We start from the raw sequence: 19,462 nt of genomic DNA on the forward strand, positions 1-19,462 counted from the left end.
GGCTACCTGAAAGTGCGGTGGAATCAGGTAGCGCGGGTGTTTATGGCAATGAAATCAGTGCCGTGATTTGCCTGGCGCGGCTGGAAACTGAATCTGCTCCGGCCGGGCCAAACCGGATGGGGCGGGATTAGGGCCGGCCGGTGCGGGGGCTGATGGTGAGGATTTCGTAGCCGGTGTCGGTAACGAGCACTTCGTGTTCCCATTGGGCGGAGAGTTTGCGGTCTTTGGTAACCACGGTCCAGCCGTCTTCGAGGATGCGCAGGTGGCGTTTGCCTTGGTTGATCATGGGCTCGATGGTGAAAATCATGCCGGGCTGCAACACGGGGCCAGTGCCTCTTTTGCCGTAGTGGACGACTTGCGGGTCTTCGTGGAAGCTGCGTCCGATGCCGTGGCCGCAAAATTCCTGCACCACGGAATAGCCAGCGTTTTCAGCGATTTGCTGGCAGGCGTAGCCGATGTCGCCGAGGGTGGCGCCAGGCTTCACGACTTCGATGCCGGCCATCATGCTTTGGTGGGTGATGTCGATCAGGCGCTGCGCCTGCGGGCTGATGGTGCCCACGGCATACATGCGGCTGGAATCGCCGTGGAAACCGTCTTTTTTGATGGTGATGTCGATATTGAGGATATCGCCGTTTTTCAGGGGCTTATCGTCGGGGATGCCATGGCAGATAACGTGGTTTACGGAGGTGCAGCAGGATTTGGGGAAGGGGGGATTGCCGTAGTGCAGGGGCGCGGGGTAGCCGCCTTGCACGTTTACATGATAATCGTGCACCAGCTGATTGAGTTCGTTGGTGGTAACGCCGGTTTTGACGAAATCGCCGATGTAGTCGAGGGCTTCGGCGGCCAGGCGGCCAAGCTCGCGCATTTTTTGGATTTCTTCGGGGGTTTTGATGATGATGGCCATATTGTTTTTCCTAATAATTTCAGTAACGGGCTACCTGAAAACAAGACCTTGGCCGGGCTTTTGCCAGACCAAAACTTTTTCAGGTAGCCTTGATGTTATTCCTGTTCGCCGTTGCGGCGTTTGCGGCGCAGCGGGATGCCGCGGGCGCCATATTTGTGCGGCACAATGCCGCTGCGGGCGAGCAGCATGAGTGCGCCGAGCAGCATCATGCCGAGCGCGGCCAGCGGGGCGAAAGCGACAAACATTTGGTCGCGCAGGTAAACCGCGGCGCCGATATACATCAGCATGGGGCCGTGCACGATGCTTTGGGTGTTGATGCCGTCGAGCAGCAGCAGGGCAAGGCCGCCCAACACCAGCGCGAGAGCCAGCAGCGTGGCGGTGGTGGGCAGGATGTCGGTGCTGCTGAGAAACCAAACGGCGCCGAAAATAATCAGCACGATGGGAAGGAAAAGGGAGGATTGTTTCATAAGGGGCTCCTGCTGAAGGTGGGGCTACCTGAAATCTGGCGGCATGGCGTTTTCAGGTGGCCTTTAATCGGACACACAACCAACTCAGCGGTTTTTCAGCAGCCGCTGTTTTTCGCGTTTCCAGTCGGCTTCTTTCAGGCTTTGGCGTTTGTCGTGCTGCTTCTTGCCTTTGGCCAGGCCGATGTCCATTTTGATGTAGCCGCGCCGGTAGTGCAGGTTGAGCGGCACGAGGGTGTAGCCACTGCGTTCCACCTTGCCGATCAGCTTATTGATTTCGCTCTGCTTGAGCAACAGCTTGCGTTGGCGCGCCGGATCGGGCTTAACGTGGGTAGAGGCGGTGGGCAGCGCGGTGATGTGGCAGCCTACCAGGTAAAACGCGTCTTTTTTCCAGTGGATATAGCTTTCTTTCAGCTGCACGCGGCCGGCGCGCACGGCTTTCACTTCCCAGCCGTCGAGCACCAATCCGGCCTCAAGCTGGTCTTCGATAAAATAATCGTGAAAGGCTTTTTTATTGTTGGCGATACTCATGATGCTTTGCCGTTTCGTTACAGAAAGCGGATTTTAACAGCAAACTGCGCCGCTGAACATTCGCCCGGCTCTGCCCAGCAACAGCTTTGGCTGGCAGACATAGTGAATGGAAATAAGAATGCTACTGCGTTGGCTCCTTTTTAATCCGCGATACTTTCAGGTAGCCCTCTGCCGCCGTGCTACAATCTGCCTGTTTGAAATCCAACCCCGCCAAGGAGACCGCCATGAAGCTCTATATCTACGACCACTGCCCCTTCTGCGTACGCGCCCGCATGATTTTCGGCCTGCGCAACGTGCCGGTGGAAGAAATCGTTTTGCTGAACGACGACGAAGCCACGCCCATCGGGCTAATCGGCGCCAAACAAGTGCCCATCCTGCAAAAGCCCGACGGCAGCCACATGGGCGAGAGCCTCGATATCGTGCGCTATGTGGACGAATTCGCCGGCCAAGCCCGATTGGACGAAACCATCCGCCCCGCCGTGCAGGCCTGGCTCGATCAGGCAAGCCAACCCTGCAACCATCTGGTGATGCCGCGCGACGTGCGCCTCGAGCCGCCCCTGCCCGAATTCGCCACCGCCGAAGCCATTGCCTACTTCGTGCAGAAAAAAGAGCAAAACATCGGCAGCTTCGAGCAAAACCTAGCCGAAACCAACACCTATCTCGAGCGCATCCATCTCGCCCTGCCCGAGCTGGCCGCGCTGTTGGGCGAGCAGCCTTATCTCAACGGCAGCGCCCCCGGCATGGAAGACATCATCATTTTCCCCGTGTTGCGCAACCTCACCTTGGTGAAAGGCATCGCCTTCCCCGCCAAGCTGCAAGCCTATATCGAACGCCTATCGGCCGAGAGCAAAGTGCCGCTCTATTCCGCCCGCGCCCTATAGCCATGAACACCCTGTCCGGCCACGCCCGAGAAGCCGCCGCCCGCGCCAGGCTGCAACGCAGCCGCCGCCAGGCCGGCGGCCTGCTGCTGGCTGCCGTATTGCTGTTTATCGTTTCCGCGCTATTCGTGCAGCGCCACCCCGCGCTGGGCTACCTGAAAGCCTTCGCCGAAGCCGCCACCGTCGGCGCGCTGGCCGACTGGTTTGCCGTAACCGCCCTCTTCCGCCATCCGCTCGGCCTCAAAATCCCCCACACCGCCATCCTGCCGCGCAACCAAAACCGCATTGCCGACGAGCTCGGCCGCTTCATCGAAACCAACTTCCTGCCCGAGCGCCCCATCGCCATCCGCATCTACCACCTGCGCATCGCCGAAAAACTGCGCCGCTGGCTGGCCCGCGGCAGCACCCGCCAAGAATGGCTGCCCGCCCTCGCCCGCCAAATCCCCGCCGCCCTGCAAACCATCCCGCCACAAGAAGCCGCCCGCCTCGGCGCCGCCTTCTTAGCCGCACACGGCAGCGGCAAACAACTCGGCAGCGCCCTCTCCCAAGCCCTGCTCCTGCTCGAACAGCAAGGGCTACCTGAAAGCCTGCAAACCGCCCTGCTCGGCCAAATCCGCCATTGGATCAAACAGCCCGACACCCGCGTTTTGCTCGAAGAAAACCTCCGTGCCTGGGCGGAAAAAATCGAAACCAGCCAGCCCGACACCTGGGACAAACTCAAAGCCCAGCTGCGCGGCCGCCTCGTTGGCCAAATCGACAGCTGGGTAGCGCAAAAAGCCCTCAACTGGGCCGACAACTACCTCGAAGCCGCCCTCACCAGCCCGCAGCACGAACTGCGCACCGCCTTCCGCCGCCAATACCGCGCCCTCGCCCGCGAGCTCGCCCAATCCGAAGCCTGGCAGCGCAAACTCGCCCTGGCCAAACGCCGCCTGGCCGACTCCCCCGAGCTGCAACAGCAAATCGCCCAACTGTGGCAAAGCCTCACCACCCGCCTCGCCGCCGATGCCCAACGCCCAGACTCCGCCGCCGCCCGCCGGCTGAACAGCCTGCTCACCTACCTGCTGCAACAACACGCCGCCACCCCGCAGCAGCTGCGCCGCCTCAACGTGCGCCTCGCCCTGCTCGCCCGCAGCCTGGTGCGCCGCCGCCGCCACGCCGCCGCTGAATTTATCGCCGACAAAGTGAAAAGCTGGGACAGCCGCCAAATGAGCGACAAACTCGAGCTTTCCATCGGCCGTGATTTGCAGTTTATCCGCATCAACGGCACCTTAGTCGGCGGCCTGGTCGGCCTGCTGATTTACACCCTCAGCCAATGGCTGCCCGCACTGTAGGCGGGTTTCAGCTGCAAAGGTCTACCTGAAAGCGAAGTTCTGGCTCAGCTGCAGCTGGTTTTTTTGCGAAGTTTCTGCGCAGTTAAATGCGTGGCCAAATTTTCAGGTGGCCTTTCTGAACCAGGCTACCTGAAAGTGTAAAATACCCTCCACCATCATCGATCCAAACCCTCGTTTTAATTTGGCTTGCAGGTAGCCTGCCCATCACCAACGCACCCCCAACACTGCCATGAACCTAGCCCAAGCCCTCACTGCCGACCGTATTCCCATCCTCCGCCCCGCTGCCTGTAGTGTCGGAGAGCCGGTCAGCCTCAATACTGTTTTCAAAGACGGCATCGCCTATCTGGCCGACTATCCGCCCGCCCGTTTCCACTTCGTCCGCCTCCCCGATGAAACCATCGCCATCCAAACCCCGCACGGCGAAGCCCGCTGCTTCGGCAAATACGGCTATGGCGGCAGCTATTTCGTGGTGGCCGCAGATGATGCGGTGTGGCTGTATTCGCCGCGCGCCGAAAACGCTTGGAAGCAGGAATGGGTATTGGTTAACAGCAGCCTAGCCTTGTTTGTACAAACTTATTGCCGGCTGATGTCTGCCGTATTCCTGCTCAAAGCCGATTTCGCCCAAGGCTACAACTTTGACCAAGGCACGGCCCTGGCCGCACAACTGCAAAGCTGGCTCACCCAAGCCGACCCCGATGCCACTACCGACCTCGCCTTTTGGAGCCACCCACTCTACGAAATCGAAGACGGCTTCTTCCATCTGGCAAATAACCCCGTCAACCGCCAAATCGGCATGCCCGAACACTGTTATCAGGAAAACAAACAGGCTACCTGAAAAACATACAGAGCCAGTTTCTGCGCCGCCCAAACCAGTTATCCCTTCGATAAACATGTAATGCCATAGAAAGGAACCATCATGATCCTCACCCGCCAGCAAGCCCTCGATATTTTCCGCCGCCGCGTTTCCACCCGCTACTACGACCCCGCGCGCAAAATCAGCGCCGAAGATTTCGCCGCCATCCTCGATTTCGGCCGCCTCTCGCCCAGCTCCGTCGGCTCCGAACCGTGGAAGTTTCTGGTGATACAAAACCAAGAGCTGCGCGAAAAAATCAAGCCCGTGGCCTGGGGCATGCAGGCCACCATTACCGAAGCCAGCCACCTAGTGATCCTGCTGGCGAAAAAACACGCCCGCTACGACAGCCCCTTTTTCAGCGAGTTGATGAACCGGCGCGGCTTCACCCTCGAGCAGCGAGCCGCCGCCCTCGAGCGCTACCGCAGCTTCCAAATCCACGATATCGCCATCGCCGATGACGAACGCGCCCTGTTCGACTGGGCAAGCAAGCAAAGCTACATCGCCCTGGCCAATATGCTCACCGGCGCCGCCATGCTCGGCATCGACTCCTGCGCCGTGGAAGGCATGGACTACGCCGCCGTGGAGCACATCCTCGCCCAAGCCGGGCTGCTCGACCCCGCCGAATACGGCGTGTCCGTGGCCGCCACCTTCGGCTACCGCGCCCGCGATATTCAGCCCAAACCACGCCGCGATGCCGCCGAAACCGTGGTTTGGGTGGAATAAAGCAGGCAGATGAGCCGATAGTTTTAGCTTCACAGAAGCTCACACCGCTCGCTTTCAGGTAGCCTCAATGCACCAACAGGCTACCTGAAACCACCGGCTTCAACGATTGCTGCTTACCGCCAGCAAGGAAACCGTATGAGCACCCCCATCCACCTCTACCGCCCGCTCCACACCCTCAAACCCTTCGGCAGCAATATCTGGATTGCCGACGGCGGTATCGTGCGTATGGCCTTTCCGCTCGGCCTGAGCATCCCTTTCAGCACCCGCATGACGGTTATCCGCCTCGCCGATGGCGGCCTCTGGTGCCACTCCCCCATCGAGCCAAACCCGGAACTGTTATCCCAAATCAATGCGCTGGGCGAAGTACGCCACCTCGTCTCGCCCAACCGCATCCACTACGCCCACATTCCCGCCTGGCAAAAACACTATCCCCAAGCCACCGCCTGGGCCAGCCTCGGTGTGCGCGAACGCGCCGCCCAGCGCATTGCCGTATCCTTCGATGCTGATTTAGACCCCAGCGCCCCACCCCAATGGGCAGACGACATTGCCCAGCTCCCCTTCCTCGGCAGCTCGGTCATGACCGAAACCGTATTCTTCCACCGCGCCAGCCGCACCCTCATCCTCGCCGACCTCATCGAAAACTTCGAGCCCGCCAAATTCTCCAGCCGCTTCTGGGCACAGGTAATGAAATGGGTCGGCATCGCCGAGCCCGACGGCAAAACCCCGCCCGACTGGCGCGTCACCTTCCGCAACCGCGCCGCCGCCCGCGAGAGCCTGGCGCAAATGCTCGCCTGGCAGCCCGACAAAATCATCCTCGCCCACGGCCGCTGCTACGAAACCAACGGTACCGCCGAACTGCGCCGCGCCTTCCGCTGGCTCCAGCCGGATCAATCCAAATAGCCGCCACCAGGAGTGAAGCAAGGCGCTATATCCATCTGATTTAAAACAAGGATAAAGGCTACCTGAAACTTTCATGTAGCCTTTTACATAAGCAGCAAAAACCGGCCAGCCGGCCGGTTTGTCTTTCCTATCAGCGGATAGTATTGCCGATGCGCGAAGTGTCGCCCACGTTCATCCACACGAAAAACGCTTTGCCCACAATCAGCTTGTCGTCCACAAAGCCCCAGTAGCGCGAATCGGCGCTGCTGTCGCGGTTGTCACCCATGGCGAAATATTTGCCCTCCGGCACCGTGCATTTAAAGCCGCTGCCGTCTGCTTCGTATTCGCAATTTTCGCGCAAGCCGCTTTGGTAGCCGTTCGCAGCAAAATTATTGGCGGATTCGGCCAAGAAGGGGATGGAAACCGTGGGCGCGTTTTCATTTTTCAGCACATCGAAATGGCGGCCTTCCCAATCGGCAGAAAAGCGGGTAGCTTCCAAAATCCGCTCCGGTTTGTAATCATCGGGATATTGGTAGCCGCCCACCAAACTATCCTGCTCGGTTTTGCCGTTTACCGTCAGCACCTTATTGCGATACTCCACCACATCGCCCGGCAGACCGACAATGCGTTTGATGTAGTTGGTATCCGGCTCCACCGGATAATTAAACACTGCCACATCGCCCCGCTGCACCTGCCCCACCGGAATCAGCACATTGTTCAACACCGGCACGCGGATACCGTAGCTAAACTTGTTCACCAGCACAAAGTCGCCCTTCACCAGCCCAGGCCGCATCGAGCTGGAGGGAATCTGAAACGGCTCGGCCACAAAAGTGCGCAGCACAAACACCACCAAAATCAGCGGGAAGAAGCTGCCCATATAATCGCGGAAATGGTTGTCGTCTTGCTCCGCTGCTTCAGCGTGATCAGTCAGCTGCATGCGCTGCTTGCGTGCCGCACGCGTCCACAGCCACACCGCACCGGTAAACAGCACCAGCAGCAGCAATACCGCCGTGAGGCTCATCAGCTTGGCCAGCAGGCCGAACGAGCCCACCATCATCAGGAGGTAGCCCCATTGCAGGCCGCCGCTCCATTCGCCGTTTTCCTGCCGCGTTTTACTGCTCACGGCAAACAGCACGATGCCGGCCACCAAAGCGGCGATGGCGGCATAAAGGATTGTATTGGATTGTTCCACTTTTATATTTCCTGTATTGAAATGAGTTTGATAAGCTTTAGGCTACCTGAAAACTGGCAGCCCGCCTAAAATCTTTGTTCATAGCTTCCTGCCGCTGATGGTTACACCTTCGATAAAACTGAGGCCATAGCCGAAACCGACTCTACCACTAATTTTTTGCGCCTCACCGGCTCTAAATCGCTCGTTCTTAACGGCTGATTCCTGAAAACGGAAGTCATAGCTGCCGGAAACACCGCATCACCTCAACTGCAGCCCTCAAAGCCAAAACACGGCAGCGGTGATCTGCAGCTAAATTATCTGTATCTGGCGTGCTATCTGCCCAGCCCCACACCAAAGCCATAGGCGGTTTCACCATCTGCCCCTGGCGGCAGGCTACCTGAAAATATTGCTGCTGAGGATCGTATTCATTCAAAAACAGCACCGGTGTGGCTTGCGGGCAGAATTGGCGGAATTGTTCCAACGCTTCCGGCGCGGCAGAAACGGCAAGGTTTTCGGATAGCGTCGGCTTTTCCATCTGCAGGTTGGGCGTGGCACAGGCGGAGGAAGCCACATAAATCGCCAGCATCAAAAAATGTTTTTCATTATCAGGCTTCCTTTCATTCAGGCTCTCGTTTTTCAGGTAGCCTGAATGTGGCTACTTATCCCCAACCTGCAAAATCGCCAAAAATGCGCTCTGCGGGATTTCCACATTACCCACCTGCTTCATGCGTTTCTTACCGGCTTTTTGTTTTTCCAGCAGTTTTTTCTTACGCGTGATGTCGCCGCCGTAGCATTTCGCCAATACGTTTTTGCGCAGCGCCTTCACATTCTCACGCGCGATAATCTGGCTGCCGATGGCGGCCTGTACGGCGATGTCAAACATTTGGCGCGGAATCAGTTCGCGCATTTTCGCTGCCAGCTCGCGGCCCCGCTGCACGGCGTTTTGGCGGTGCACAATCAGGCTGAGCGCGTCCACTTTGTCGCCGTTCACCATAATATCTAGTTTCACCAAATTGGCGGCGCGGAACTCTTTGAAATGGTAGTCCAGCGAGGCATAGCCGCGCGAGGTGGATTTGAGCTTGTCGAAAAAGTCCATCACCACTTCGTTCATCGGCAAATCATAAGTGAGCATCACCTGACGGCCGAGATACTGCATATTAATTTGTACGCCACGCTTCTGGTTACACAACGTCATCACATTGCCCACGTACTCCTGCGGCACCAGAATAGTGGCGGTGATAATCGGCTCCAAAATGGACTCCGCCGTGGCCAAATCCGGCAGTTTGGACGGATTTTCCACTTCGATATGCTCGCCGCTCTTCAAAATCACTTCATACACCACGGTGGGCGCGGTGGTAATCAAGTCCATATCAAACTCGCGCTCCAGGCGTTCCTGCACGATTTCCAAGTGCAAGAGGCCGAGGAAGCCGCAGCGGAAGCCGAAGCCGAGTGCTTGAGACACTTCCGGCTCGAATTTCAGCGAAGCATCATTGAGTTGCAGTTTTTCCAACGCATCGCGCAGGGCTTCGTAGTCGTGGCTTTCCACCGGATAGAGGCCGGCAAATACCTGGCTTTGCACTTCTTTGAAGCCGGGCAGCGGCTCAGAAGCAGGGTTGGCAACCAAAGTAACCGTATCGCCCACTTTGGCTTGGCCGAGCTCTTTCACGCCGGTAATCAAAAAGCCTACTTCGCCTGCTTTAAGCTCTTGCCTGTTCACCGATTTCGGCGTAAACACGCCAAGCTGCTCCACTTGGCTTTCAGCCTTGGTGGACATAAAGCGCACTTTGTCTTTCAGTTTCAGCCGGCCGTTTTTCACACGGATCAGCATCACCACGCCGACATAGTTGTCGAACCACGAATCGATAATCACGGCTTGCAGCGGCGCGTTTTCGTCGCCTTCCGGCGCGGGGATTTTGGCTACGATTTCTTCCAGCACGTCTTCCACGCCCAACCCGGATTTGGCCGAGCAGGTTACTGCGCCCACCGCATCAATACCGACGATGTCTTCAATTTCCTGCGCCACGCGGTCGAGATCGGCGGCGGGTAAGTCAATTTTGTTCAGCACCGGCACCACTTCCACGCCCAAATCAATCGCGGTGTAGCAGTTGGCCACGGTTTGCGCTTCCACGCCCTGCGATGCGTCCACCACCAACAGCGCGCCTTCGCAGGCGGACAGACTGCGCGACACTTCGTAGGAAAAGTCCACGTGCCCGGGCGTATCAATCAGATTTAAAAGATAAGTTTCGCCATTGCGGGCTTTATAGTTCAGCGCGGCGGTTTGCGCCTTAATCGTGATACCGCGCTCTTTTTCGATGTCCATGCTGTCCAAAACCTGCGAACTCATTTCGCGGTTTTCCAAGCCGCCGCAGTGTTGGATGAAGCGGTCGGCGAGCGTGGATTTACCGTGGTCAATATGGGCGATGATGGAGAAATTGCGGATATTGTTCATATTTTGGCAAAAAGTAAGCGGTCGTGATGGCAGGCAAAAGCATCGGCTTGGCCGATACGGGCTACCTGAAAAAGCGGAGCCTTAGCGAAGTTAAAACAGGGGCGGCAACACAGCAAGCTGTGCCGAAACCAAACCGCATATTCTAGCCGAAAACGCTTGAAGCTGCCCGACAATTTGTTCACTCTCCGGCTTGACCCAACACAAGCAAAAAGCGCAAGCCCCAGCCAAATGGCGCAAAATCGGGTATCATGCCCGTTTTTCTCATCAGGCTACCTGAAACTGCCAATTGAATTTTTCAGGTAGCTTCCAAGCCACTCCCGCCATGTACGCCCTACTCCGCCTCATTCGTCCGCGCACCCTGCCGCTGGCCCTTGCCGCCGTCTGCTGCGGCAACGCCATCGCTTGGCACAGCAGCCCCGCAAGCTGGCGCGGCAGCGTGTTCCTGCTCAGCCTGCTCACCGCACTGGCCCTGCAAATCGTCTCCAATATCGCCAACGATTACGGCGACGGCATACGCGGTACCGACCGCCACCGCGCCCCCGATGCACCAGAACGCCTCACCGCCAGCGGCCAAATCCCACTCCCACACATCCGCCGCCGCCTCGCCGCCAGCGTATTGGCCGCCCTGCTCCTCGGCAGCGCGCTCATCGCCCTCAGCTTGCGCCACCCGCAGCAATGGCTCGCCTTCCTGCTCTTAGGCAGCCTTGCCCTCGCCGCCGCCCTCACCTACACCCTCGGCCGCCATGCCTACGGCTACCACGGGCTGGGCGAAATCAGCGTATTCCTGTTTTTCGGCCTGCTCGGCGTGCAAGGCAGCGCCTACCTGCAACAAGGCAGCTGCCCGCCAGAGGGCTGGCTGCCCGCCGCCGGCTGCGGCCTGCTCGCCGCCGCCGTGCTGCACATCAACAATATGCGCGACATCGAAAGCGACCGCCAATCCGGCAAAACCACCCCCGCCACCCGGCTGGGCTTTGAGCGCAGCAAAACCCTGCACCGCCTCCTCCTCGCCGCCGCCCTCGCCTGCTACGCCGCCCTCGCCCCTCAAATCCCTAGCGGCCTCTTCTGGCTGACCGCGCTGCCGCTGGCCGCCACCCACTTGCACCGCCTGCAAACCGCCACCAGCCCCGCTGCCGCCGGGCGCGAACTGCCACACATCGTGCGCCTTGCCTTGGCTATAAACCTACTTTTCGGCAGCGGCCTGCTGCTTGAATCTGTGCTATTCTAACTAGCTCCAAAGCTAAATCTCCCAATAACTCATACACACCATAACTAACGAATAAAAAAGTAAAATATGTCTACCCTCTCGCAAATCCTCGTTTTACTCCCGCCACTCTGTTCGGCTACATCATGTATCTCGAAACTTTCGCCACTACTTCCCCCACCACCACCCGCGTATTCAAACTCAGTCAAATGCAACTGGCCGAATCACGCTTCAACGTGTGATGCGTAACCAAGGCATCTACAACGGCTGCACTGCCCTCATGCTCGTCTACGCCACCCTGTTTGCCTCCCAGCCGAAAGAATTCGCCGCCGTTTTACTGCTCAACTGCATCACCGTTACCGCCTGCGGTGCGCCCCCAACAAAAGCATTCTGTTCAAGCAAGGCGGGCTGCCTATTTTGGCTTTGATCAGCCTGTGGTTTTAGTAGACAGGAAAAGGCTACCTGAAAAAGATAGATTCGGTTGCAGATAGCCTATGATATTTACAAACTCCTCGTCTTTTAAAGTGTAGTTTAAAACAAGCAAAACAGAGCGCGCAGATACATCGAAAATAGACAGCATCCGAAAATCGCATTGTGAAGAAATACGTCAAAAACGAGGACTTATAAATGCATCAATCCTTGTATTGTGCGAGCCAACATCTAACAACCAAATTTGGGGCGGATACCGTGTCTTATCGACTACGATTTTGAAAAACACAGCAATTTTCTTTACAATACCACCCAGCAGCAATGCTGACTTATCCAACCAATATTGAAAGAAGGAATGACTTTATGAAATCTAAACAAGCACTTTGGTTGTTGTGTGTATCTGCCGTACTCGGCCTTTCCGCCTGTGGTGGCAAAGGCGGCGATGAACAAGCCCCCGTGCAACAGCAACAAGCCTCGCAAAGCCAGGAGGGCAGCCAGCAGGCTGAGAGCGGCAGCCAGCAGGAAGCAGCTTCTATGGATAACTTCCTGAGCAACGCCCAAGCTTTGCAGGCAGCGGAAGATTCCCTCAAAGCCTTGCCGCAGTTTTCCAGCAAGGAATTGAATGTATTCCAAAACGTTCAATTCTATGGCAGCAACCGTCCGCGCATTGAAATCGACATCCAAGACCCGGAAAAACCGGATAATATCGACCACTACACCTATGAAGACGGCAAGTGGAGCGAACCGCAACCGGTGCAGATTTCCGGCGGCGGCGACATGAAAGACAACGTTACCCCCCTGAACGACATCAAGTTTGCCACCGTGGCCACCATCGCCAAAACTTGGAACGAGAAAGCCAAGGAAGTGGAAGCCACCGAAACCGAGCTGACTTTCACCAGCTTCCAACTGTGGGTGCCGGACCAAACCCGCCGCTGGATTACTTCCACCATCGAAACCCCGCGTGCCAAATACTCTATCGATTTCAATATGGACGGCACTTTGAAAGACTTCAGAAAACAGTAATACGAAGAACAGATTAGATAGTAAACAAAGGCCACCTGAAAACGTAGCGCGGAAAATTTCTGCGAAGCTAAAAGTTTCAGGTAGCCTTCATTAATTAAAACACTATTCTCACTATTCTCAAGCCACAGCCTTCTCTGCCTCTTCCAGCTGCTGTACGCGGTATTGCTTCGGTGTTTGCCCGAAATACTGTTTAAACGCGCGGTTGAAATGCGATTCCGACACAAAGCCGTTTTCCAACGCAATGCGCAAAATCGTATCCGCACTTGCCGCCAGCTGCACTGCCGCCTGCTGCAAGCGGATAGACAGCACAAAGCGGTGCGGACTCACCCCGGTTACCGATTTAAACAAACGCATCAGCTGTGCCCGCGAAAGTTTCGCCATTTCCGCCATCCGTGCAATTGGCCACTCATCCTGCGGCGCGAGCAACACCGCCTGCAACAGCCCGCTTAGGCGTGGGTCTTCCAGCTGCGACAAAAAAGATGGGGCACTGCTCTGCTGCCGATAGCGTCGCAGCACGGCCACCAGCATCACCTGCGAGAGCGCGTTCACCACCGTACCGCTACCATAGCGCAGCCTTTCCGCCTCATCCAGCATCATCGATGCCGTTTGCCGCATTTCCGGTAGCGGTAAAAGCAGGTATTCCGGCATACCCAGCCACAGCGCTGCATGGCGCGTATAGCGGTATTGGCCGCACAACAGTTGCAAGCGGTTGCCGCCGCAGTCTTTCACTGCCAACACTCCGTTTCCGTGAAGCTGCGGCTTGCCCGCTGGTTGCGCCAAACCCTCCAAACTGTCGGTAATACTGTGTGCCGTATCATAGGGAAGCAGTACCGCATCGCCCGTATGCAAAGCCACTGCTTGCCCGTCACCTACCCGCAGCCAGCCGCTGCCCGACACCACCCAATGCAGCCGCGCTGTTTCCGGCTCGGTTTCGTGTACCAAGTGAAATCCACCGCCCAGCCGGCAGCACACATCAATCCGACCACGCAGCCATGCCAGATAAATTAATTTGTCTAACACATCCATTTTCATTCTCCTTATTGGCCGATGGCGGAAATATATCGCTAAAACACTTATTCCTTCATACAGCGTTGGCTCGCCTTGCCGTACTTTTACCGTTCATGGCTCGTCGCCTTGTAGGAAAAAAATAATTGTTTCAGCTATAGCACGCAGTCAAAAGAATGAGACGATCAGTCAATTCTTGCTCTAAAACTTATGCCATCATACGCCGCATCAGGCAGTTTCGATAAAAGCTATCCGTTCAAATTTCATTTGAGTTTATTGCTAAGGATAACATCATGTTTTTAGATTGGAAAAAACACGCTACCCACGTTAAACAATCCTTTACCAAACTCGGCAAAGACCACCCCAAAATGCTGGCCGGCTATGCCGCCCTCGAAAGCGCTGCCGCAGCCGAAGCGCTGGATGCCAAAACCCGCGAACTCATCGCCCTGGCTGTGGCCGTTACCACCCGCTGCGAAAGCTGCATTGCCGTGCACGCCCAAGCCGCTGTGAAAGCCGGTGCCACCGAAAGCGAAGTGGCCGGTGCACTCGCCACTGCCATCTCTCTCAACGCCGGCGCTGCCTACATCTATTCCCTGCGCGCCCTCGAAGCCGTGGAAGACGCCCGCGAAGCCTAAACCGGTTTTCAGGTAGCCCTTAATGAATAACAGGCTACCTGAAAAACTCCCCCGCCATCAAGAAAGGTACATCATGAAGAAAACCCTCTCTCTAGCCGCCATCGCCCTGTTGACCGCCCTGCCCGTTGCCGCTTCCGCCCACGGCCAGCACAGCCGCAAGCCTGCCCAACAACAGAGCCAGCCGTGCTACGCCCCCGCCCGCCAAGAAGCCGTGTGGATCGACGTGCGCACGCCCGAGGAATATGCCGCAGGCCATCTGGAAAACGCCAAAAACATTCCGCACGACCAAATCGGCCAACAGATTGCCGCCCACGTTCCCAATAAAAATACCCCCATCAACCTCTACTGCCGCAGCGGCCGCCGTGCCGAAGCCGCCAAACAAGTGCTCGAAAGCATGGGCTACACCAACGTGCAAAACCGCGGTAGCTACGTACAGCTTACACGAGCCAACATACGATAATATTTGCAGTTTGACCCAATATCTGAAGCACTTATTCCTTCATACGGCGTTGGCTCACCTTGTATCAAGAAATAAGTGCTTCAGCTATATACAGTATCACCAAAAAAGCCACCTGAAAACGCAGCGCAGCGAAGTTCCTGCGAAGCTAAAATTTCAGGTAGCTTTTTGTTATGCCAGATACAGCTGGCAATCCTTACGCGGCTTCGGGCAATTCGAAGATTTCGCGCAGCAGTTTTTTGTAGAAGGCAAAAGCGGTGAGCGCGCCTTGCAGGGCTTGTTCGCGTTCACTGTCGGAAATGCCCAGATTGTTCAGCTGCTCGGCAAAACGGCGCCAATGTTTGCCCCTGCCATCGGCGTGCGGGCCGAGGTGGCGGGCACCGTGTTCGGCGTTGTAGCCAAGGTTGTTTTGCGCATCTTTAAACAAGAAGGCGGCGCCCACGTTGGAGCCTTCGGCACAATAGAGCCAGCCCAATGCTTCTGCGCCTTCGGGCTTGGGAATGGGCAGGGAAACGGCTTTTTCGGCAGCGTTCAGGTCTTGCAGATCGAGGATTACATCATCGTAGCGGGCAAGCTCGGCCAGGCCGGTGATTTTTTCGTTGAGCTGCGGATTTTTGTAGATGTCGTCCACAATTTTGTGGAACACGGCTTGCAGCTGCAGAAAGCGGATGTAGTTTTCGGTGTTGTCGAAAGGTTTAACCGACATCACCAGCTCGTCCACGCTGTCGTGGGTGGTGCGGCAGTTTTCTTTCAGGTATTGCTTGAAAGGGATATCTTGCATGGTTTGTTTTCCTTTTTTAAAGTGTGTAGCCAACGTAATTCCAGGTAACCTCCCAAGAAGTGCAGCGACTACCTGAAAGTGTAAGCTTCAACGCAATTAAAACGAAGCCTCCGCAAGGAAGCGGAGTTTCTGCCATCGGCAAGGATTTAAAACTTAGCTTCAATAACAAGGCTGAAATTGCGGCCCGGGGCGCTGAAGCGTTCGATACCTGCATGGGTTTGGTTGTTCACACGGTTTACGGTGCCGAATTCGCGGATGCTGCGCAGGGTTTCCCAGGTATAGTAGCGGCGGTTAAACAGGTTGTAGATGCCGCCACGTATAGTAATGTGTTTTCTGAACTGGTAATTCGCAGTCAGATCGGCCAGCCAGATGTTGCTGCTGTGGCGGACAAAAGGGAAAGTGCGGCCGGTATCGTCATAGGAGGCGATAGTGTCTTCTGGTTTTTTGCGCGCGAAATAGCTGATATTCAAATCCACACCCCAACGACTGTCAGGCTGCTGGTAGCCGAAACCGATAACACCGTTAAACGGCTGGATAGCATTAATTGGAATACGTCCGTCAGCTTCGCCTTTGGTGTAATTGGCGGCCAACGTAGTATACATGCCGGCCGGCAGGCCGATGCTGTCGAGATTCCAGCGTGCTTTCAGCTCCAAACCTTTAATTTCGGCTTGGGAACGGTTTACGTTCTGGTAAACGTCGGCATATTCGCGGTTGCTCAAGGTTTTGTTGGTATAGTTCCAAGTCATAACCTCTCTATAACCACGATGTACAAAATCGATGAAATCGGTGTAACGGGTGCGGTAGCCGGAAAGGCGTACATGCCCCCAATTGCCGTGCACATCTATGCCCAGCTCAACGTTTTTGGAGCGTTCCGCTTTCAGATTCGGATTGGGCTCAACATAAAACAGGGTGTTGGGAAAGTAGAACCACATTTCATCGGTGGTGGGCGCGCGGAAACCGGTGCTGTATTTACTCTGCAGGGTTACAGACGGACTGATATTCCAATCCAGCGCAGCCACATAACTGGGCGAGCTGAAGCGCGCTTGTTGGTTCCAAATACCCTTGGCTTCGAGCTGGCCTTTTACATCGGGGTTGAAGCTTTCCGTATCCAAAGTGTGCATTTTGGTGTGGTCGTAGCGCACACCGAGATTCAGCTTGAAGCGTTCGTTAAAGCGCAGAGTGTTGTTCCAATAAAGATTGTAGTTATTGGATTGGGTGCTGACCAAAAATTCTTTTTCATCGCGGTCGGAAGCCAGACGATCGGGATAGAAAACGAAAGTCCAATAACTGGTGTTACTGTTAGTATTGCGTTTGTGAGATCCACCCACGCCATATGCCGTATCCCACAATACATTTTTGCCAAAATCGAGATGTTTTTCGGCGGCCACTTTGAATTGGTTAGTTTCGTAATTCAGACTACGGCGGATAAAGTAGTTTTCGGCACTGCGTCCCATTCGGCGGATGTAATCTTGAGTGGGAATATCCCAAGTCATGGTGGTCATGCGGATTTTTTGCCGGTCGAGGCTTACGGTCAGCTTATTCCACGGCCCCCAGTCCAGTAGGTTTTCATATTCTAGGCCAACGCGGCGGCGGTAGGCAACATCGCGGCGGTAGCGGTAGCTAGTGCTGTCATAAGCGCCAAAAAGATTAGATAATTCATCTGTTTCCCGATCTTGTCGTGTAGTTTCGTAAATGCCGCTCAGATAGTTGCTGTCGTTGAAGTGGTAACCGAGGCGGAATAAATCGGAATGGTCTTCGGTGTTTTGTGGGTCGGGAATGCCGCGCGCCACGCCGCTATATTTTGTGTTGCCGAATTGGTAGTTATTGTTGAAGCTGAGATTTACATCTTTGGCTTCGCTGTAGTTTTTGGTTTCATGTCCGTTGCGCACGGTACCAACCACCAAAGCGTCAAACTTGCCCAATCGACCGGCAGCGGTAATGCTGGCCAACCATTGTTCGGAGCGGCTCAGATAACCGGTTTTCATCCCAACATAATAAGGCTTGTCTTCATCCACATAATCGCGCGGCGACTTGGTACGGTAAATCACCGCACCACCCAACGCACCGCTGCCGGCCGTGATGGAATCCGCGCCTTTGCTGATGGTTACTTCGCTCATGTGCTCCAGCTCAGCGGCGTTGCGGTTGGCATTGAAATTGCCGTATGCACCAAACAGCTCCTGGAAGGCAGAGGAAGAGCGGCTTTCGCCTTGATCAAGACCGTCCACCACAATGGCCACACGGTCTTTATCCACACCCCGGATACTGAAACCGTTGGAGCCGGCCCGGCCGCCTTCGGCCACACTGATACCGGGGTCATAACGCACCATATCGCGGATATCCTGCACCATTTCTTTATCTAGCTGCTCCCGTCGGATACGTTCACGTCCAAGCTGGCGCGGCGTATGTTTGCGGCCTTGGATTTCAATGGTTTCCAATTGGGCAGAACTGGTATCCTCAGTTTCGCCTGATGCCCAAACCGGGGTGGAAAAGATGCTACACAAAGCCAAGAATAAAATACTTGGTCGGTGTTGATGGATATGTGTTTTCATGATTCTATTAAAAAGTTTGAAATAATAAAGGCTACCTGAAAAACAATTTCATTAATTAGCCAAATATATTGCAGGGTGTGCGCCAAATTGACACATACCCTGCAAAAGGCTACCTGAAAATTAAATTAAGGAGTAAGCGGGGTTAAATCATTTGAAGTGGAGTTTTCATCACGGTAACTGCGCTGTGGTACTGAACCGCCGAATACGCTGTTGAGGCTTTGGTTGCTACCGAAAGTGATTTTCCCACCAATTTCGGTACCCGCCGGCCCATAATATCCTTTTTTGCCGAACAGGCCGCCACTTACTTGCCCATCAACGCCACCGGAGGTAACGCTGCCGCTGAAAGTATTGCCACTGAGAGTAACATCGCGGAAATTAATATCCGCGCCGAAATCCGCATTGCCTTTGATGGTGCCGCCCACTTTGCCGGTGTTGAAGTTAACAGTCAGCAAGGAACGTTTGCTTGCGTCTGCTGGATTGTATGTGGAAGCCGTTACCGAGCCATCTTTCACACGGAATGCCCATACTTCATAAGTGGCTTTACCAGTAGGCGCAGTAGCACCGTTGCGCTTCTGCATATCAGCCACTGGCGCGACAATACCGCCGGCAAACATATCGATTTGCCCATTGCCGATCCAAACACCGTAGCGAGTGGCAGTCAAATAGCCGGCGGGCAGGTTGGAATCGAAGCCTTCGCAGCAAACCAATAATTTATTGCCTTCCGGGGTGGATTGAGGGGTAATTTTGGTAGGTTGTGTTTTGTCGGGAACAAAACGGCCTGAAAAGTTTGGCGGGTTGGTAAACCCATCAAAAGCGTAATCTTTACCATCAGGTGCGCGATAGATGAACTTGTCGGTCGGGAAAGATTGACCAAACATCATCTGATTCCACGACACATAACGCAGTTGGCCGCTGCCCGTTTGGAAAACGGTAGGGGTATCGCCACTGGTCGCCGGACCGAGAATTTTGCTGGGATCAGCCGGCATGAGCGGAGGCACAGGTGCAGTGCCATCGGGAATGGTTACCCCGCCGTTACCCGCACACCCTGCCAACGCAGCAGCCACAAACAAAGATAAAATTAGGTGTTTCATAGTTACTAAGTTAAGTCCTGCCTTCGTTAAAAATAATGGTAATATATCTCATTTTTGTAGATAAGGAAACTGTTTTGTTTGCATGAAATGTCCAAACTTAACGAAACC

General features: G+C 55.4%; 19 protein-coding genes and 1 pseudogene. 10 read left to right on the forward strand and 10 right to left on the reverse strand.

The window, feature by feature from the left end; all coding sequences use genetic code 11:
* Positions 1–127: 127 nt before the first annotated feature.
* From map to smpB, 3 genes are all read right to left on the reverse strand, one after another.
* A complete protein-coding gene (map, locus tag A7P97_RS05665; RefSeq protein WP_067530737.1) occupies positions 128–904 on the reverse strand; it encodes a type I methionyl aminopeptidase in 777 nt (258 codons plus the stop codon).
* A 95-nt stretch (positions 905–999) separates the two neighbouring features.
* Positions 1,000–1,371 (reverse strand): hypothetical protein, encoded by a 372-nt coding sequence (locus A7P97_RS05670; protein WP_067530738.1) that lies wholly within the window; start codon positions 1,369–1,371, stop codon positions 1,000–1,002.
* An 84-nt stretch (positions 1,372–1,455) separates the two neighbouring features.
* Complete coding sequence (gene smpB, locus A7P97_RS05675; protein ID WP_255361619.1) at positions 1,456–1,902, reverse strand: SsrA-binding protein SmpB; 447 nt, start codon at positions 1,900–1,902, stop codon at positions 1,456–1,458.
* A gap of 221 nt (positions 1,903–2,123) precedes the next feature.
* On the opposite strand from smpB, the gene A7P97_RS05680 reads away from it, so the two are divergent.
* The 5 genes from A7P97_RS05680 to A7P97_RS05700 all read left to right on the forward strand — a co-directional run bounded on the left by A7P97_RS05680 (position 2,124) and on the right by A7P97_RS05700 (position 6,584).
* Positions 2,124–2,780, forward strand: a complete 657-nt coding sequence (locus tag A7P97_RS05680; protein ID WP_067530740.1) for a GrxB family glutaredoxin — start codon at positions 2,124–2,126, stop codon at positions 2,778–2,780.
* Between the two features lie 2 nt (positions 2,781–2,782).
* Positions 2,783–4,108, forward strand: a complete 1,326-nt coding sequence (locus tag A7P97_RS05685; RefSeq protein ID WP_067530741.1) for a DUF445 domain-containing protein — start codon at positions 2,783–2,785, stop codon at positions 4,106–4,108.
* Between the two features lie 229 nt (positions 4,109–4,337).
* Positions 4,338–4,943: an SUKH-4 family immunity protein gene (locus A7P97_RS05690; RefSeq protein WP_067530742.1), complete on the forward strand. Its 606-nt coding sequence runs from the start codon at positions 4,338–4,340 to the stop codon at positions 4,941–4,943.
* Between the two features lie 81 nt (positions 4,944–5,024).
* Positions 5,025–5,684, forward strand: a complete 660-nt coding sequence (locus A7P97_RS05695; protein ID WP_067530743.1) for an NAD(P)H-dependent oxidoreductase — start codon at positions 5,025–5,027, stop codon at positions 5,682–5,684.
* A gap of 135 nt (positions 5,685–5,819) precedes the next feature.
* Positions 5,820–6,584, forward strand: a complete 765-nt coding sequence (locus A7P97_RS05700) for a DUF4336 domain-containing protein (protein ID WP_067530744.1) — start codon at positions 5,820–5,822, stop codon at positions 6,582–6,584.
* 130 nt (positions 6,585–6,714) lie between these two features.
* On the opposite strand, the gene lepB is transcribed toward A7P97_RS05700, so the two are convergent.
* From lepB to lepA, 3 genes are all read right to left on the reverse strand, one after another.
* Positions 6,715–7,755 (reverse strand): signal peptidase I, encoded by a 1,041-nt coding sequence (gene lepB, locus A7P97_RS05705; RefSeq protein ID WP_067530745.1) that lies wholly within the window; start codon positions 7,753–7,755, stop codon positions 6,715–6,717.
* A gap of 214 nt (positions 7,756–7,969) precedes the next feature.
* Positions 7,970–8,320, reverse strand: coding sequence for a hypothetical protein (locus A7P97_RS05710; protein ID WP_067530746.1), 351 nt, complete (start codon positions 8,318–8,320; stop codon positions 7,970–7,972).
* A 69-nt stretch (positions 8,321–8,389) separates the two neighbouring features.
* Positions 8,390–10,183, reverse strand: coding sequence for a translation elongation factor 4 (gene lepA, locus A7P97_RS05715; protein WP_067530747.1), 1,794 nt, complete (start codon positions 10,181–10,183; stop codon positions 8,390–8,392).
* Positions 10,184–10,505: 322 nt separating this feature from the next.
* On the opposite strand from lepA, the gene menA reads away from it, so the two are divergent.
* The 3 genes and pseudogenes from menA (at position 10,506) to A7P97_RS05730 (ending at position 12,836) form a co-directional block, all read left to right on the forward strand.
* Positions 10,506–11,408 carry a 1,4-dihydroxy-2-naphthoate octaprenyltransferase gene (gene menA / locus A7P97_RS05720; RefSeq protein ID WP_067530748.1) on the forward strand — a complete coding sequence of 301 codons (903 nt, stop codon included), beginning with the start codon at positions 10,506–10,508 and terminating at the stop codon, positions 11,406–11,408.
* Between the two features lie 122 nt (positions 11,409–11,530).
* Positions 11,531–11,811: pseudogene (locus A7P97_RS10715) on the forward strand (DUF1304 family protein).
* A gap of 365 nt (positions 11,812–12,176) precedes the next feature.
* Positions 12,177–12,836: a hypothetical protein gene (locus A7P97_RS05730; RefSeq protein ID WP_067530749.1), complete on the forward strand. Its 660-nt coding sequence runs from the start codon at positions 12,177–12,179 to the stop codon at positions 12,834–12,836.
* Between the two features lie 117 nt (positions 12,837–12,953).
* Here the strand turns inward: A7P97_RS05730 and A7P97_RS05735 are convergent, their stop codons facing one another.
* Positions 12,954–13,862: an AraC family transcriptional regulator gene (locus A7P97_RS05735; protein WP_067525699.1), complete on the reverse strand. Its 909-nt coding sequence runs from the start codon at positions 13,860–13,862 to the stop codon at positions 12,954–12,956.
* A 272-nt stretch (positions 13,863–14,134) separates the two neighbouring features.
* On the opposite strand from A7P97_RS05735, the gene A7P97_RS05740 reads away from it, so the two are divergent.
* A complete protein-coding gene (locus A7P97_RS05740) occupies positions 14,135–14,476 on the forward strand; it encodes a carboxymuconolactone decarboxylase family protein (protein WP_067530750.1) in 342 nt (113 codons plus the stop codon).
* A 73-nt stretch (positions 14,477–14,549) separates the two neighbouring features.
* Complete coding sequence (locus tag A7P97_RS05745) at positions 14,550–14,936, forward strand: rhodanese-like domain-containing protein (protein WP_067530751.1); 387 nt, start codon at positions 14,550–14,552, stop codon at positions 14,934–14,936.
* A 193-nt stretch (positions 14,937–15,129) separates the two neighbouring features.
* Here the strand turns inward: A7P97_RS05745 and A7P97_RS05750 are convergent, their stop codons facing one another.
* The 3 genes from A7P97_RS05750 to A7P97_RS05760 all read right to left on the reverse strand — a co-directional run bounded on the left by A7P97_RS05750 (position 15,130) and on the right by A7P97_RS05760 (position 19,354).
* Entirely contained in the window at positions 15,130–15,714 is a 585-nt protein-coding gene (locus A7P97_RS05750; protein ID WP_067525693.1) for a biliverdin-producing heme oxygenase, read from the reverse strand.
* Positions 15,715–15,860: 146 nt separating this feature from the next.
* Positions 15,861–18,263, reverse strand: a complete 2,403-nt coding sequence (locus tag A7P97_RS05755) for a TonB-dependent hemoglobin/transferrin/lactoferrin family receptor (protein ID WP_067530752.1) — start codon at positions 18,261–18,263, stop codon at positions 15,861–15,863.
* Between the two features lie 125 nt (positions 18,264–18,388).
* Positions 18,389–19,354, reverse strand: coding sequence for a transferrin-binding protein-like solute binding protein (locus A7P97_RS05760; RefSeq protein ID WP_067530753.1), 966 nt, complete (start codon positions 19,352–19,354; stop codon positions 18,389–18,391).
* Between the last annotated feature and the right edge of the window lie 108 nt (positions 19,355–19,462).

This window comes from Eikenella sp. NML070372, assembly GCF_001648415.1.
In the GTDB taxonomy this organism is placed as follows: domain Bacteria; phylum Pseudomonadota; class Gammaproteobacteria; order Burkholderiales; family Neisseriaceae; genus Eikenella; species Eikenella exigua.

Bases quoted from the DNA above. Each gene is read 5' to 3' on its own strand.
- map (WP_067530737.1), bottom strand. From the start codon at position 904: ATGGCCATCATCATCAAAACCCCCGAAGAAATCCAAAAAATGCGCGAG.
- A7P97_RS05670 (WP_067530738.1), bottom strand. From the start codon at position 1,371: ATGAAACAATCCTCCCTTTTCCTTCCCATCGTGCTGATTATTTTCGGC.
- A7P97_RS05680 (WP_067530740.1), top strand. From the start codon at position 2,124: ATGAAGCTCTATATCTACGACCACTGCCCCTTCTGCGTACGCGCCCGC.
- A7P97_RS05685 (WP_067530741.1), top strand. From the start codon at position 2,783: ATGAACACCCTGTCCGGCCACGCCCGAGAAGCCGCCGCCCGCGCCAGG.
- A7P97_RS05690 (WP_067530742.1), top strand. From the start codon at position 4,338: ATGAACCTAGCCCAAGCCCTCACTGCCGACCGTATTCCCATCCTCCGC.
- A7P97_RS05695 (WP_067530743.1), top strand. From the start codon at position 5,025: ATGATCCTCACCCGCCAGCAAGCCCTCGATATTTTCCGCCGCCGCGTT.
- A7P97_RS05700 (WP_067530744.1), top strand. From the start codon at position 5,820: ATGAGCACCCCCATCCACCTCTACCGCCCGCTCCACACCCTCAAACCC.
- A7P97_RS05710 (WP_067530746.1), bottom strand. From the start codon at position 8,320: ATGCTGGCGATTTATGTGGCTTCCTCCGCCTGTGCCACGCCCAACCTG.
- lepA (WP_067530747.1), bottom strand. From the start codon at position 10,183: ATGAACAATATCCGCAATTTCTCCATCATCGCCCATATTGACCACGGT.
- menA (WP_067530748.1), top strand. From the start codon at position 10,506: ATGTACGCCCTACTCCGCCTCATTCGTCCGCGCACCCTGCCGCTGGCC.
- A7P97_RS05730 (WP_067530749.1), top strand. From the start codon at position 12,177: ATGAAATCTAAACAAGCACTTTGGTTGTTGTGTGTATCTGCCGTACTC.
- A7P97_RS05735 (WP_067525699.1), bottom strand. From the start codon at position 13,862: ATGGATGTGTTAGACAAATTAATTTATCTGGCATGGCTGCGTGGTCGG.
- A7P97_RS05740 (WP_067530750.1), top strand. From the start codon at position 14,135: ATGTTTTTAGATTGGAAAAAACACGCTACCCACGTTAAACAATCCTTT.
- A7P97_RS05745 (WP_067530751.1), top strand. From the start codon at position 14,550: ATGAAGAAAACCCTCTCTCTAGCCGCCATCGCCCTGTTGACCGCCCTG.
- A7P97_RS05750 (WP_067525693.1), bottom strand. From the start codon at position 15,714: ATGCAAGATATCCCTTTCAAGCAATACCTGAAAGAAAACTGCCGCACC.
- A7P97_RS05755 (WP_067530752.1), bottom strand. From the start codon at position 18,263: ATGAAAACACATATCCATCAACACCGACCAAGTATTTTATTCTTGGCT.
- A7P97_RS05760 (WP_067530753.1), bottom strand. From the start codon at position 19,354: ATGAAACACCTAATTTTATCTTTGTTTGTGGCTGCTGCGTTGGCAGGG.